Here is a 13722-nt window from a genome sequence, read left to right as displayed (position 1 = left end):
TCGACGGTCCACGACGCCGCTGTCGCAGACCGGTGACATGGTCACGAGAGGGAACAGCGGACATCCCGGCACGCCCCGGACGCCCGCAACGGCCCGCACGCCGGGCGGGTTCCGCCGGGGCGCACCGGACATCCCGGCAACAGGTTGGGCGCGCGAGCGGCGCGGGAACGCGCAGGCTCTGTAACAACGCGCCCGTAGCGGGTTGACGTGAGAACGGCCGAGGCTCGGAGCTTGGCCGGCTTCCGGAACGGCGATGAACTGCGTTTCTTCGCGGCGGAGTTAGGCCGCAGCCGGTGCGGACCCCGGTCATTGCCCTGCCCGTTCGGTCGCGACAAGCTCCCATTCCTCCGCATCGAAGCGCAGCAGCCTTTCGCCGTCCGGGCCTTGACGGTGCATCAGTGGAGCGGTGGACGATCGGCGCCGGCCTCCTCGGCCTGGTCCGGGAACCCAGGACCGGTTCGTCGATCAGGACGCGACCGGAGTCGTGTCATGACGGCGGCGACCGTCTCGGCGCGGGCAGCCGGAGCTGCCCGCGCCGCGAGGGCCCGGCGGCCCCGGGTCAGGCGGTGGCCGGGGCCGGGGTGCGATCGCTCGGTGCGGTGCGCAGGCGTTCGCCGATGGACCGGGCGTGTTCGGTCGCTGCTGTTTGGGCCTCGGTGAGGAGGCGGTGGGCGAGCGGCCTGAGTTCCGTCATGGCCGGGTTGACGTCCGCGGCGGTGAGTTCGGCGCGGGCGGTGACCACGTCGAGGCCCCAGACATCGGTGAGCATGCGGAGGACGTACGGAGTGGCGTGGTCCCAGCCGGCGCGCGGAGTGCCGGGGGCGTAGCCGCCGCCTCGGGCCTCGACCAGTACGGCGGGGCGGCCCGGGAGCAACGGCCGGGTGACGTCGGCGGCCCGTTGGTCGGTGATGACCAGGTCGAACCACGCCTTGACCTGCTGCGGGACGCCGAAGTTGTACATCGGTACGGCCAGCAGGAAGGCGTCGCAGGCGAGGAGCTCGTCGGTGAGTTCGGCGGCGAGCGCGGTGGCGGCGTGCTGTTCGTCGGTGCGGTCGGCCTCCTCGGTGGTACGGCTCGCCTCGGCGACGGGCCAGACCTGCGGCAGCGGGCGACGGCCCAGGTCACGACGGACGAACTCGGCGACCGGGTAGGCGCGGGTCCACTCCGCCTCGACGAGATCGGCGAGGGTTCGGGTGACCGAGTCCTCGGTGCGGATGCTGGAGTCGAGTCGGAAGAACTTCATCGGGCTTCTCCTTGGTGCGGATCGAGCGTGTGCGGATCGAGCGTGTGCGGATCGGGCGGGTGCCGATCGGGTGAGTGGGGACCGGGCGGCGCCGGGGCGCGGATCGGGCAGCACGGGGTGCCGCGCGAACCGGTTCGATCCGGCCCGGCGGGTATGGGGTGAGCCGGGTGTACGGCCGCGTGGATGGGGGTGCGGCGACGGTAAACTCGCCTGTTGTCTCCTTGCCGTCGGCGTTGTGCGAAGTGGTCCGTCTCCCCTTTGACTGATGCGTGACGGGAAAGGTGACCATGAACGGACACGAGGGCCTGGCGGTGCGCTTCGAGGCGCATCGCGACCATCTGCGCGGTGTCGCCTACCGGATGCTCGGCTCGCTGGACGACGCCGACGACGCCGTACAGGCCGCCTGGCTGCGGGTCGACCGGGCGGGCGTGGACGGCGTCGAGAACCTCGCCGGGTGGCTGACCACCGTGGTCGCCCGGGTGTGTCTGGACATGTTGCGGATTCGGCGGACCCGAGGCGAGGAACCGCTGGCCTCGATGCCCGAGGCGGTGTCGGAGCGGCCGGGCGGGGTCGAGCCCGAACACGAGGCGGTGCTGGCCGAGTCGGTGGGTCAGGCGCTGCTGGTGGTGTTGGACCGGCTCACGCCCGCCGAGCGGGTCGCCTTCGTGATGCACGACCTGTTCGCCGTACCGTTCGCCGAGATCGCGCCGGTCGTGGGGCGGTCGTCGGTGGCGAGCAAGAAATTGGCCAGTCGGGCGCGGGAGCGGGTGCGCGGTGTGGCGACGGTCGACGAGGTCGATCTGGCTCGGGACTACGGCGTGGTCGACGCGTTCCTGGCCGCCGCGCGTGGTGGCGATCTGGACACGCTGGTCGAGTTGCTGGCGCCGGACGTGGTACGCCGCGCCGACCGGCTCGCCGTACCGGACGAGGTGGCCACCGATGTCCGGGGCGCGCGGGCGGTGGCCGAGGAGACCAGGGTCTTCGCGCACCGTGCCCGGGTGGGCGACGTGGCGCTCGTGGACGGCAGGCCGGGGATCGTCATCGCCCCGAACGGGAGGCTCTTCCTGGTGCTGCGGCTGACCATCGTGGACGGGCGGATCACCGAGATCGACGTGATCGCCGACCCGGCTCGGCTGAGCCACCTTCCGCTCGCCGTCCGGCTCGGCTGAAACCGGATTTCGGAACGGAGGAGGTACGACCGGACCGGCCGGCGCGGATCCCGGGAGCGGGATCGGCAACGGGATCGGGCCGGCCGGTCGTACCGCCGGGGTGCGCCTCGCGAGACGCCCGGACGGCCTGTGAGGGTGCCCGGGCGGCCCCACGAGGTGCCCCGGGCGGCTCCCCGAGATGCCGGCCGGGCCGTCCCGCCCGGCCTGAAATTGGCCCGACCGGGGTGACTACGGAACGTGATGGTGCTGCCGAGCGCGCACGGCAGCCTGGGCCGTCCGGTCGACCCGGGGTCGGTACCGGAGGTGGTCGGGCACACCTCGGCCGTCGTCACCCGCGAGGACGCGATCCGCGGGCCGGCGATCGTGCCCTCCGTACCCCGGGTGAGGGCGCGATCTGCGGCCCGCCGGTACCGCCCCGCGCGTACCCCGTGTGTCGTGGCGGGCACCGTTTGTAGCCCGTTCGGGGGCTTGTGCGGCGTGTCATCCGTCCGGGGGAGCCCCGGGGGCGGGGTGGATGGGGTGGGATTACGGTGTGGTGTGGGTCACAGGAGTGAGGTGTGGTGCGTAAGTCGGGTTCTGGGCTGACGGGTCGTCAAGAAGCTTGCCTGTAGGGGATGGTGGCATCTGACGAGCCGTCAAATCATATATGACGATGCGTCAGATGCCTTTGTTTTAACGGTAGTTGATCGCATCTCAGGTCGTCGAACCGCGTCGAACGGAGCTACTGTCGGTCGGGTTGCCACGCTCGAGAAGCGACCCGGCCGGCCAGGGACCGGGGACGCGACATCTCCCCGGGCGCCTGCCAATGGGCCGTAGCGGGGACCAGGGATGATGAGGAATTCATGGCCATCGCGCTACCAGTACGAGCGGACGATCCGTCCGGCACCGCACCGACGCCGACCCCGGCCGTCTACCCCGGGCGCCCCGCCCCCGCGCCCCGCACCCTCGTGGACATCCTGGACGCCACCGTCCGGGACCACCCGAACGAGCCCGCCCTCGACGACGGCCGGCGGACGCTGACGTACCGCGCCCTGGCCGCCGAGGTGGAGGCGCTGCGCCGCAGCCTCGCCGAGGCCGGCGTAGGCGTCGGGGACCGGGTCGGTGTTCGGGTGCCCTCCGGCAGCAACGACCTGTACGTCGCCATCCTCGCCGTGCTGGCCGCCGGCGCCGCCTACGTCCCGGTGGACGCCGAGGACCCGGACGAGCGGGCCGACCTGGTGTTTGGCGAGGCCGGCGTACGCGCCGTGCTCGGTGCCGACCGCGAGCTGCGGGTCATCCGGGAGGCCGACCCCGCGCCGTCCGCCCGTCCCGGCCCCGGCGACGACGCCTGGATCATCTTCACCTCCGGCTCCACCGGCAAGCCCAAGGGCGTCGCGGTCACCCACCGCAACGCCGCGGCTTTCGTGGACGCCGAGGCCGGCCTGTTCCTCCAGGAGGAGCCGATCGGCCCCGGCGACCGGGTGATGGCGGGCCTGTCGGTCGCCTTCGACGCGTCCTGCGAGGAGATGTGGCTGGCCTGGCGGTACGGCGCGTGCCTGGTCACCGTGCCGCGCTCGCGGGTGCGCTCCGGCGCCGACCTGGGGCCCTGGCTGGCCGAGCAGGAGATCACCGTGGTGTCCACGGTGCCCACGCTCGCCGCGCTGTGGCCGACCGAGGCGCTGCTGGACGTACGGCTGCTGATCTTCGGCGGTGAGGCGTGCCCGCCCGAGCTGGTGGAGCGCGTGGTCGCCGAGGGCCGCGAGGTGTGGAACACGTACGGCCCGACCGAGGCGACCGTGGTCGCCTGTGGATCGCTGCTCACCGGCGAGGGTCCCGTCCGGATCGGCCTGCCGCTGGACGGCTGGGAACTGGCCGTGGTCGACGCCGGCGGCCGGCCCGTCGCGATGGGCGAGACCGGCGAACTGGTGATCGGCGGCGTCGGCCTGGCCCGCTACCTGGACCCGGCCAAGGACGCGGAGAAGTACGCCCCGCTGGAGTCGATGGGCTGGGACCGCGCCTACCGCAGCGGTGACGTGGTCCGCGCCGACGCCGAGGGCCTGGTCTTCGTCGGTCGAGGCGACGAGCAGATCAAACTCGGCGGCCGGCGGATCGAACTCGGCGAGATCGACGCGGCCCTGCAGGCGCTGCCCGGCGTGGTGGGCGCGGCGGCGGCGGTACGCACCGTCAAGGGTGGCAACCAGCTCCTGGTCGGCTATCTGGTGACCGGCGAGGGTTGGGACCGCGAGGAGGCGGTACGCCGGCTGCGGGCCGAGCTGCCCGCCGCCCTGGTGCCCCGGCTCGCCCCGGTGGCCGACCTGCCCACCCGTACCTCCGGCAAGGTCGACCGGGACGCGCTGCCGTGGCCGCTCGCGGACGCGGAGGACGCCGGACCCACCGAACAGCTCTACGGCACCGAGGCCTGGCTCGCCGAGCAGTGGACCGACGTGCTGGGCATCGCCCCGGACAGCGCACAGGACGACTTCTTCGCGATCGGCGGCAACAGCCTGGCCGCCGCCCGGCTGACCACCCTGCTGCGTGAGCGATATCCGGCGGCCGCCGTCGCGGATATCTACCAGCAGCCCACACTGCGCAAGCTGGCCCGCCGACTGGAACGCTCGGCACAGGACGCGGGCGCGGCGCGCAAGGTGGCGCCGACACCGACCCGGGCCCGGATCGCGCAGCTCCTCATGCTGATCCCGCTGTTCACCCTGGTCGGGCTGCGCTGGACGGTCGGCCTGCTCGCGCTCGGCAATGTCGCGGCCTGGTTCGGCAGCCACCCGTGGGCGCCCACCGCGTCCTGGTGGTGGGTCGCGGCCGGCTGGGCGGCGCTGTTCAGCCCGCCCGGCCGGGTGGCCATCGCCGCCGGCGGCGCCCGACTGCTGCTGCGCGGGCTGCGCCCGGGCAGCTATCCGCGCGGCGGCGGTGTGCACCTGCGGCTGTGGGCGGCCGAACAATTGGCCGACGTCAGCGGTGCGACCGCGCTCTCCGGGGCCTGGCTGCTGCGCTATGCCCGGGCGCTGGGCGCCAAGGTCGGCCAGGACGTCGACCTGCACACCCTGCCGCCGGTCACCGGCCTGCTCAAGCTCGGCCGGGGCTGCGCGGTGGAGGCCGAGGTGGACCTGTCCGGCCACTGGCTGGACGGCGACCGACTGGAGATCGGCGCGATAAAGGTCGGCGCCGGCGCGATCGTGGGCACCCGCAGCACGCTCTTCCCGGGCGCCCGGATCGGCCGCTCGGCCGAGGTGGCGGCGGGCTCCGCGGTCACCGGCAACGTGCCGCCGAGCCGCCGCTGGGGCGGGGTGCCGGCGATACGACTGGGCAAGGTGGACCGAAGCCGGCTGGGCGAACGTCCGCCGCGCAAGACGAGCTGGGTGGTGCTGTACGGCGCGAGCGGGCTGCTGCCGAGCCTCCTGCCGATCGTGGCCGCGCTGCCCGTACTGCCGATCCTGGGCGCGTTCGTGCGTCCCGGTGCCGGTCTCGGCGCCGCGCTCACCGGAGCGCTGCTCGCGCTGGTGCCCGCCGTGGCCGCGTTCGCGCTGGTGTACGCGCTGTCCATCGTGCTCCTGGTCCGGCTGCTCAGCCTGGGTCTGCGGCCCGGCTACCACCCGCTGCACGGCCGGATCGGCTGGCAGGCGTGGACCGTCACCCAGCTGATGGACCTGGCCCGGGACAAGCTGTTCCCGCTGTACGCGAGCCTGTTCACGCCGGTGTGGCTGCGCGCGCTCGGGATGAAGGTGGGCAAGGGGGTCGAGGCCTCCACGGTGCTCGCGCTGCCCAGCCTGACCACGGTCGGCGACGGGGCCTTCCTGGCCGACGACACGCTGATCGCCTCCTATGAACTCGGCGGCGGGTGGATCCGGATCGGCGCGGCGGAGATCGGCGAGCGGGCCTTCCTGGGCAACTCCGGGATGACCGCGCCGGGCCGCTCGGTGCCCGCGCGCGGCCTGGTCGGCGTGTTGTCGGCGACACCGAAGAAGACCAAGAAGGGCGGCTCGTACCTGGGCATGCCGCCGATGCGCCTGCCGCGTTCGGCGGACGTCGCCGACCAGGGCCTGACCTACGACCCGCCCGCCCGGCTGCGCTGGGCGCGCGGCCTGGTCGAGCTGTGCCGCGCGGTACCGGTGTTGTGCTCCGCCGCGCTGGCCGTGCTTACCTTGGCCGCGCTGGCCTGGCTGGGCAGCCATTCGCTGATCCTGGCCGCGCTGCTGTCCGGCGTGGTCCTGCTCGGGTGCGGCGTGCTCGCGTGTGTCGTGTCGATCGCGGCCAAGTGGCTCCTGGTCGGTCGTTTCCGGCCGGTGGAGCACCCGCTGTGGAGCGGCTTCGTGTGGCGCAACGAACTCGCCGACACCTTCGTCGAGGTACTGGCCGTGCCGTGGTTGATCGGCCGGGTGCCCGGCACGTCGGTGATGAACGCGTGGCTGCGCGGACTCGGGGCATCCATCGGGCGCGGTGTGTGGTGCGAGAGCTACTGGCTGCCGGAGGCGGACCTGGTGACGCTGGAGGACGCGGTGAGCGTGGGGCACGGCTGTGTGCTCCAGACGCATCTCTTCCACGACCGGATCATGCGGATGGATACTGTGATCCTTCGCGAGGGCGCCACGCTGGGTCCGCGCGGGATCGTGCTGCCGGGCAGCACGATCGGGGCGCGCAGCACGCTGGGTCCCGCCTCGCTGGTGATGCGCGGCGAGACGGTTCCCGAGGACACCGGCTGGCTGGGCAATCCGATCGAGGCGTGGCGACGGTAATGCGTTTCGAGGCGGCGTCGCGGGAAACGGCCCGTCCCGCGACGGTGGGCGCGACGGGGACGGAGCACGAATCGGTGATCGACCAGGGGCCGCGCTCAGGCGCCGGGGAGGCGTACTTCGCCACACACGGCGACCCGCGCTATCGCGTGCACCGCTACGAACTGACCCTGGACTACCGACCCGGGCCCAACCGACTGGCCGGCACCGCCCGGATCGGCGCGCTGGCCGCTGATCGGCCGCTGAACGAATTCGCGCTGGACCTGGCGGAGTTCCGGATCGGGCGGGTGCTGGTGGACGGCCGCCGGGCGCACTACACGCACCGTGCGGGCAAGTTGCGGGTGCGGCCGGGTACGACGATCCGCGCGCGGGCCGCGTTCACCGTCGAGGTGCACTACACGGGCAATCCGAAGCCGGTGCGCAGTCCGTGGGGCGGGGTCGGCTGGGAGGAACTGACCGACGGCTCGCTGGTGGCCGGCCAGCCGATCGGCGCGCCGTCCTGGTATCCGTGCAACGACCGGCCCGACGACAAGGCCGCGTACCAGATCTCGGTCACCGCACCGTCGGTGTACACCGTCGTGGTCAGCGGCCGACTGCTGACCCGCAGTACCCGGGCGAGCAACACCACGTGGGTCTACGAGCAGTCCGCGCCCACCGCGAGTTACCTGGTCAGCGTCTCGATCGGCCGCTACGACACGATCGGGCCGCTGGAACCGCACGTGGGGGTGTCGCAGCTCGCGCACGTGCCGGCTCGGCTGGTGCCGCGCTTTCTGGTCGACTTCGCGCGGCAGCCGGAGATGATGACGCTGTTCGAGGAGTTGTTCGGGCCGTACCCGTTCGGCGAGTACACCGTGGTGGTCACCGACGACGCATTGGACATCCCGATCGAGGCGCAGGGACTGGCCACCTTCGGCGCGAACCACGTCGACGGCTCGCGCGGCTCCGAGCGGTTGGTCGCCCACGAGTTGGCGCACCAGTGGTTCGGGAACAGCGTGGGGTTGGCGAGCTGGCGGCACATCTGGCTCAACGAGGGCTTCGCGCGCTATGCGGAGTGGTTGTGGGCGGAGCGGTCGGGCGGGCGGAAGGCCGCCGTGCAGGCCGCCGTCGAGCACGGGCAACTGGGCAGTCTGCCCCAGGATTTGCTGCTCGGGGCGCCGCGTCCGAAGCTGATCTTCGACGACCGGATCTACGCCCGGGGGGCGTTGACCGTACACGCGGTGCGGTGTGCGCTCGGCGACGCGTCGTTCTTCGCCATGTTGCGGGACTGGGCGACGTCGCATCGGCACGGGGTGGTCACGACGGAGGACTTCGTCGCGCATGTGGCGCGGTATGCCTCGCGGCCGTTGGACGAGTTGTTCGAGGCGTGGCTGTTTCGGGAGGGGCTGCCGCCGTTGCCGGGGGTGTCGTCGGAGTCGCCTGCGGGGCCGGAGACGCCCGAGCCGCACGCGTTGCCTCCGCGGCGGGGTCGGCTGGGGTGGCCCTGGACGTCGGGGCACGGCGGATCCTCCTCGGGGTGAGGCGGGGTCGGCGATGCGGGGGCCGGTGAAGTGGGGGCCTGCGAAGTGGGGGCCTGCGAAGTGGGGGGCGGCGATGCGGGGTCGCGTCGATCCGGCATACGGTGCGGGAAGACCGGCAAGGTGGTCGCGGGAACCGCACGGGTGGTTCGCCGGTGGCCGCCACGCATGAGAGGAACCGCGCGATGACCCAGGGCGAGACCGCGAACCCCACGACGCCGTACCGAGGCTGTGCGGTGGTCACCGGCGCCAGCAGCGGGATCGGGGCCGCGACCGCCGTGCATCTGGCGGGTCTGGGCTACGACGTCGTGCTCGGCGCGCGCCGCAAGGACCGGCTGGACGAGGTGGTCGAGCGCTGCGCGGGCCGAGGTCGCGCGCTGCCGTTGGACGTGTCCGATCCGGCCTCGATCGCCGCGTTCGCCGCCGCGGTGGACCGCTGTGACGTGCTGGTCAACAACGCGGGCATCGCGCGCGGCACCGAGTCGGTCGCGGAGGCCGACGAGGCGGCGTGGACCGCGATGTACGAAACGAATGTGCTCGGCACCCTGCGGGTGACCAAGGCGTTCCTGCCGCTGCTGATCGCGTCCGGGGACGGCCAGGTGATCACCATCGGGTCGGTGGCCGGGCGAGAGCCGTACGAGGGCGGCGCGGGGTACAACGCGGCCAAGCACGCGGTGACCGCGATGACGCGGGTGCTGCGGCTGGAGTTGCGTGGGCAACCGGTGCGGGTGTGCCAGATCGACCCGGGCATGGTCGAGACCGAGTTCACGCTCAACCGGCTCGGTGGTGACGCGGAGGGCGCGTCGGCGGTGTACGCGGGGATGACGCCGCTGGTGGGCCAGGACATCGCGGAGTGTGTGGGGTGGGTGGCGACGCGGCCGCCGCACGTGAACATCGACTCGATGCTGGTGCTGGCGCGGGATCAGACGTCGGCTCGGGTTGTGCATCGTCGTCCTGCGGACGGGGTGGACGGGGCCTGATTGTCCTCACGCGCCGGACGGGCTGGATAAGGCTGCCTGAGTCGGGCTCGTCGGGGTGTGCTCGTCCTCACGCGCCGGACGGGCTGGGGGTTTGCTCGAGTCGGATGGTCCGGTGCGCTCTCGGGTGTCCTCAAACGCCGGACGGGCTGGGTGGGTTGGCTTGGGTCGGGTGGGTTGGTGGGCTTTCGGGTGTCCTCAAACGCCGGAGGGGCTGAATGAGGGCTTTGCCCGGTCGGGTGTGTTGGTGTGGGCTCGGGTTGTCCTCATGCGCCGGACGGGGTGGGTTTTCGGGTGTCCTCGAACGCCGGAGGGGCTGAATAGGGGCTTTGCCCGGTCGGGTGTGTTGGTGTGGGCTCGGGTTGTCCTCATGCGCCGGACGGGGTGGGCTTTCGGGTGTCCTCGAACGCCGGACGGGCTGATTTCGTTTGACCGTGCTTTGGTCCGCGGCTTGCGGAGGGTGACTCGTTGCCCCCGGCTCGGGGGCGGGCCAGGTGGTTTCCGGGGCGTCCTCAAACGCCGGACGGGCTGGTGGGGTTCGCGTGGGGCCTGGGTTGTCCTCGAACGCCGGACGGGCTGATGGGGGTTGGCCCGGTTGGGTGGGTTGGGGTGGGGTTGGGTTGTTCTCGCGTGCTGGACGGGGTTGGGCGTGGGGGTGCGGGTTCGGTTGTTTTCAAGGGTGGTCGAGGGCGGTGGGTTAGCCCAGGCCGCCGTTGGTGTGGATGTTTTGGGCGGTGATCCAGCGGGCGTCGGGGCCGGCGAGGAAGGCGATGGTGTCGGCGATGTCGGTGGGGTGGCCGAGGCGGCGGAGGGGGGTCAGGGCGGGGACGGTGGCCAGGACCTCGGCGGGGTTGGCGGAGCGGAGGAGGTCGGTGTCGGTGGCGCCGGGGGAGACCGTGTTGACGGTGATGGCGCGCGGGCCGAGTTCGTGGGCGGCGATGGTGGTCAATTGCTCCAGGGCGCCCTTGCTCGCCGCGTAGGCCGCGATGCCGGGGGCGGGCCGGATCGTGTTGAGGGTCGAGACGTTGACGATCCGTCCGCCGTCGCGCATGTGCCGGGCCGCGTATCGGATGGTCAGGAACGCGGCCTTGGCGTTGACCGTCATCACCCGGTCGAACTCCGCCTCGGCCAAGTCCGCGATCGGTGTCGAGACGGCCCCGACACCGGCGTTGTTCACCAGGATGTCCAGTCCGCCCAGATGCTCGTCGGCGGACGCCATGAACGCCTCGGCGGCGCCCGGCTCGCTCAGCTCCGCCCGGACCGCCCGGGCCCGGCCGCCGGCCGCCGCGACCGCCCGGACCACCTCCTCGGCGGCCCGCTCGTCCCGGGCGAAACCGAAGACCACCTGCGCGCCGTCCCGCGTGAGGCGTTCCACGACGGCCCGACCGATCCCGCGTGAACCACCGGTGACCACTGCGGCCTTGCCCTCGAGCACCGACACGTCGGACCTCCGATTCGTGGACGACGGCGAAGACCGACCGCTTCGCCTCGGTCGAAGCCTTCGCCGGCCACGAGGCCCGGAAACTCAGCCGCGCAGGACGGCCGGGGACAACGCGTGCGGGATCAGCAGGGTCGGCCGCCCCGTCCCGTCGGCGCGCGCGGTCCACACGTCGCCGCGCAGATCCCCCGGCAGGCTGTAGACGACGTTGCCGTCGTCGAGCCATTCCGCCTGGTCGTCCAGGGTCCGGGTCTCGGCGAGCGCGATCTCCACACCGGTGGCCAGGGTCAGCACGAACAGGTGCCAGGGCCGGTCGGCGTCCGCCCCCGGAACCCGCTTCTTGTACGCGACGCGGGTGCCGTCGGGGGACAACGACGGGCACTCGGCGTTCTCGCGCACCGTGCGCAACGTGCGCGCGGCCAGATCGCCCCGGGCCAGCCAGGTGCGCCCGCCGGTCGCCACCGTCGCGTAGAAGGTGTTGTCGTCGGCCGCGAAGGTCACGCCCCAGACGTTGACGTCGGGCGCGTGGATCGACTCGGCGCCGCGATACAGCGCGTACGACTCCAGGTTGTCGTCGAGGCGGCCGGTCCGGGTGTCCAGGATCGCGGTCCGGGTGGAGAAGTTCAGGCCCGCGTACGACTCGCCGTTGACGAACGACGTCCACGCGACCAGTCGTCCGCTGGGCGCGACCCGGGCCCGTGAGGGTGTCCCGGCCAGCGCGTGGCGGCCCTTCTCGCGCAGGTTCGCGTCCAACAGCACGGCGTCGTAGGTACCGAGCGCGAGCCTGGCCGGTTGCAGGCACACGCCGGTGCCGTGCGCGGCGTGGAAGACCAGGCAGCGGCGCGAGGCGACGTCGCGCCGTGCAGGACGGGCCGCGTCGACCGCCGCGACGTGGTCTCGGCCGGCGTCGGCGGCGGTGCTGCGGAACACGATCCGGCCCGGTCGGTCCAGGCTCAGCGCCGTGTAGTCGCCGTCCCGGCCGGCCCGCGCGTCGCCCGCCGCGCGCAGCGTATAGACCACCGCGAGGCCGACGAGCAGCGCGGTGACCAGGGCCAGAACGGTCAGGCGCGTGGTGCGGGTCATCGGGATGCCCTTCTCGACGCGGCCGGGCGAGGGCCGCCCGGCGTGAGGGTGCCGCCGGCCAGCAGTGCGGTCGCGCCGGTGAGGGCGAGGGCCAGCGCGACGGCGGCCAGGACGCCGGCGGTGTGCGGGCCGTACAGCGTCCAGGCGGCGCCGAATCCGGCCGCGCCCAGTGCCCGGCCGGCGGCCTGTCCGGTTTGGACGAGGGCGAGCGCGCCGCCGCGCAGTCGGGCCGGCGCGGCCGGCGCGGCCAGCGCCATCAGGACGCCGTCGGTGCCCGCGTAGAACAGGCCGAGCAACCCCGGGATCACCAGGATCAGCGCGAGGTCGGGCAACGGGGTGAGCAGCGCGAGGTAGCCGCAGAGCAGCGCGAGGTGGCCGACCAGGAAGACCCGGCCACGTCCGTACCGGTCCCCGGCGGTGCCGGCCGGGACGGCGAACAGCAGGAAGACCAGCGCGGTGCCCAGCGGCAACAGCGGGAACAGGTGCGGCGACAGGTCGGTGTGCCGTTGCAGCACCAGGTAGAGCATCGCGTCGCCGATGGTGACCGTGCCGAGCAGCAGCGCGGCCAGACACACCCGGGCGAAGCCCGGCACCCGCAACATCGCCGCCGCGTCGCGCAGTCGTACCGGAGTGCGCGGTGCCCGCCGGCCCGCCTCGCCGGCCGCGTCCGGCGTCGGATCGCGGACGAACAGCAGCAGGACGAGCAGACCGAACGCGGCCAGGCAGAAGCTCACCACGAACACCGCGTCGTACGCGTCGGCCGTCACCCACAACACCGCGAGCGCGACCGGCGGCCCGAACAGCGCGCCGGCGGTGTCCATCGCCCGATGCACACCGAAGGCCCGACCCTGGTCCGCCGGTGTCGCGGCCATCGAGATCAACGCGTCGCGCGGCGCGGTACGCAGGCCCTTACCCGCGCGATCGGCCGCGAGCACCCCGCCGATCGCGGACACCCCGCCTGCGGCGGGCAGCAGCAGCTTGCAGCCGGCCGAGATGCCGTAGCCCACCGCGGCGACCGTCCGGTGCCGGCGGAATCGGTCCGCGACATGGCCACCGAGCAGCCGGGACGCGGCGGTCGCGCCGTTGTACAGCCCGTCCAGCATGCCGAACGCCATGGGGGAGAGCCCGAGTCCGAGCACGAGGTAGACCGGGAGCACCGCGGTGACCATCTCGGCCGAGATGTCGGTCACCAGCGAGACCACGCCCAGGGTGAGCACCACGGGCGCGACCCGACGGGCGCCGCGTCCGGACGGTGGCGGCGACGCACCCTGCGCGGGCGGCGCCTTCGCGCGGGCGGCGCGCGTCCCGGAGGCGAGATCGGCGGAACGGCTGGACGACAGGTACATCCGGGGCCTCCGGCTGCGGCTCGGCGCGGGGTACGGGCAAGTCCTGGGTGCCGAGCGCCGGTTCGGGCGCTCGGCACACTCGAAGTGGGTCACCTGGGCAGGGATCGGCGGTCGGAGCCCGGTGACCTGCCGGCGGTCAGAACCAGGTGACATTCCAGGGGAACGCTGCGGTGGCTTTCGCGCCGGCCGCATCGGTCGCGGTCACCTCGACCGCGAACGACCCCACACCCC

The 13722-nt window shown here is 73.0% G+C and carries 8 protein-coding genes; 4 read left to right on the top strand and 4 right to left on the bottom strand.

The window, feature by feature from the left end:
• Nucleotides 1-559 precede the first annotated feature (559 nt).
• Nucleotides 560-1243, bottom strand: coding sequence for an FMN-dependent NADH-azoreductase (locus tag ACIRL2_RS50755; protein WP_402242515.1), 684 nt, complete (start codon nt 1241-1243; stop codon nt 560-562).
• Nucleotides 1244-1530: 287 nt separating this feature from the next.
• On the opposite strand from ACIRL2_RS50755, the gene ACIRL2_RS50750 reads away from it, so the two are divergent.
• From ACIRL2_RS50750 to ACIRL2_RS50735, 4 genes are all read left to right on the top strand, one after another.
• Nucleotides 1531-2412 carry a sigma-70 family RNA polymerase sigma factor gene (locus ACIRL2_RS50750; RefSeq protein ID WP_395873747.1) on the top strand — a complete coding sequence of 294 codons (882 nt, stop codon included), beginning with the start codon at nt 1531-1533 and terminating at the stop codon, nt 2410-2412.
• A gap of 842 nt (nt 2413-3254) precedes the next feature.
• Nucleotides 3255-7136 (top strand): Pls/PosA family non-ribosomal peptide synthetase, encoded by a 3882-nt coding sequence (locus ACIRL2_RS50745; RefSeq protein ID WP_402242513.1) that lies wholly within the window; start codon nt 3255-3257, stop codon nt 7134-7136.
• Nucleotides 7136-8650 (top strand): M1 family metallopeptidase, encoded by a 1515-nt coding sequence (locus ACIRL2_RS50740; protein WP_402242518.1) that lies wholly within the window; start codon nt 7136-7138, stop codon nt 8648-8650. The genes ACIRL2_RS50745 and ACIRL2_RS50740 overlap by 1 nt, the downstream gene beginning before the upstream one ends.
• Before the next feature lie 182 nt (nt 8651-8832).
• Nucleotides 8833-9627 carry an SDR family NAD(P)-dependent oxidoreductase gene (locus tag ACIRL2_RS50735; RefSeq protein ID WP_395873749.1) on the top strand — a complete coding sequence of 265 codons (795 nt, stop codon included), beginning with the start codon at nt 8833-8835 and terminating at the stop codon, nt 9625-9627.
• A gap of 694 nt (nt 9628-10321) precedes the next feature.
• Here ACIRL2_RS50735 and ACIRL2_RS50730 read toward each other — a convergent pair.
• The 3 genes from ACIRL2_RS50730 to ACIRL2_RS50720 form a co-directional block, all read right to left on the bottom strand.
• Nucleotides 10322-11065, bottom strand: a complete 744-nt coding sequence (locus ACIRL2_RS50730) for a glucose 1-dehydrogenase (RefSeq protein WP_395873750.1) — start codon at nt 11063-11065, stop codon at nt 10322-10324.
• A gap of 84 nt (nt 11066-11149) precedes the next feature.
• Nucleotides 11150-12145, bottom strand: coding sequence for a TolB family protein (locus ACIRL2_RS50725; protein WP_395873751.1), 996 nt, complete (start codon nt 12143-12145; stop codon nt 11150-11152).
• Entirely contained in the window at nt 12142-13491 is a 1350-nt protein-coding gene (locus ACIRL2_RS50720) for an MFS transporter (RefSeq protein WP_395873752.1), read from the bottom strand. The genes ACIRL2_RS50725 and ACIRL2_RS50720 overlap by 4 nt, the downstream gene beginning before the upstream one ends.
• Nucleotides 13492-13722: the final 231 nt, after the last annotated feature.

Source organism: Embleya sp. NPDC127516, from assembly GCF_044765325.1.
In the GTDB taxonomy this organism is placed as follows: Bacteria; Actinomycetota; Actinomycetes; order Streptomycetales; family Streptomycetaceae; genus Embleya.
This window is presented reverse-complemented; position numbering and strand designations above follow the sequence as displayed.

Excerpts from the sequence above, each read along its gene's own strand:
- ACIRL2_RS50750 (WP_395873747.1), top strand. The coding sequence starts at position 1,531 with ATGAACGGACACGAGGGCCTGGCGGTGCGCTTCGAGGCGCATCGCGAC.
- ACIRL2_RS50720 (WP_395873752.1), bottom strand. The coding sequence starts at position 13,491 with ATGTACCTGTCGTCCAGCCGTTCCGCCGATCTCGCCTCCGGGACGCGC.
- ACIRL2_RS50745 (WP_402242513.1), top strand. The coding sequence starts at position 3,255 with ATGGCCATCGCGCTACCAGTACGAGCGGACGATCCGTCCGGCACCGCA.
- ACIRL2_RS50725 (WP_395873751.1), bottom strand. The coding sequence starts at position 12,145 with ATGACCCGCACCACGCGCCTGACCGTTCTGGCCCTGGTCACCGCGCTG.
- ACIRL2_RS50755 (WP_402242515.1), bottom strand. The coding sequence starts at position 1,243 with ATGAAGTTCTTCCGACTCGACTCCAGCATCCGCACCGAGGACTCGGTC.
- ACIRL2_RS50735 (WP_395873749.1), top strand. The coding sequence starts at position 8,833 with ATGACCCAGGGCGAGACCGCGAACCCCACGACGCCGTACCGAGGCTGT.
- ACIRL2_RS50740 (WP_402242518.1), top strand. The coding sequence starts at position 7,136 with ATGCGTTTCGAGGCGGCGTCGCGGGAAACGGCCCGTCCCGCGACGGTG.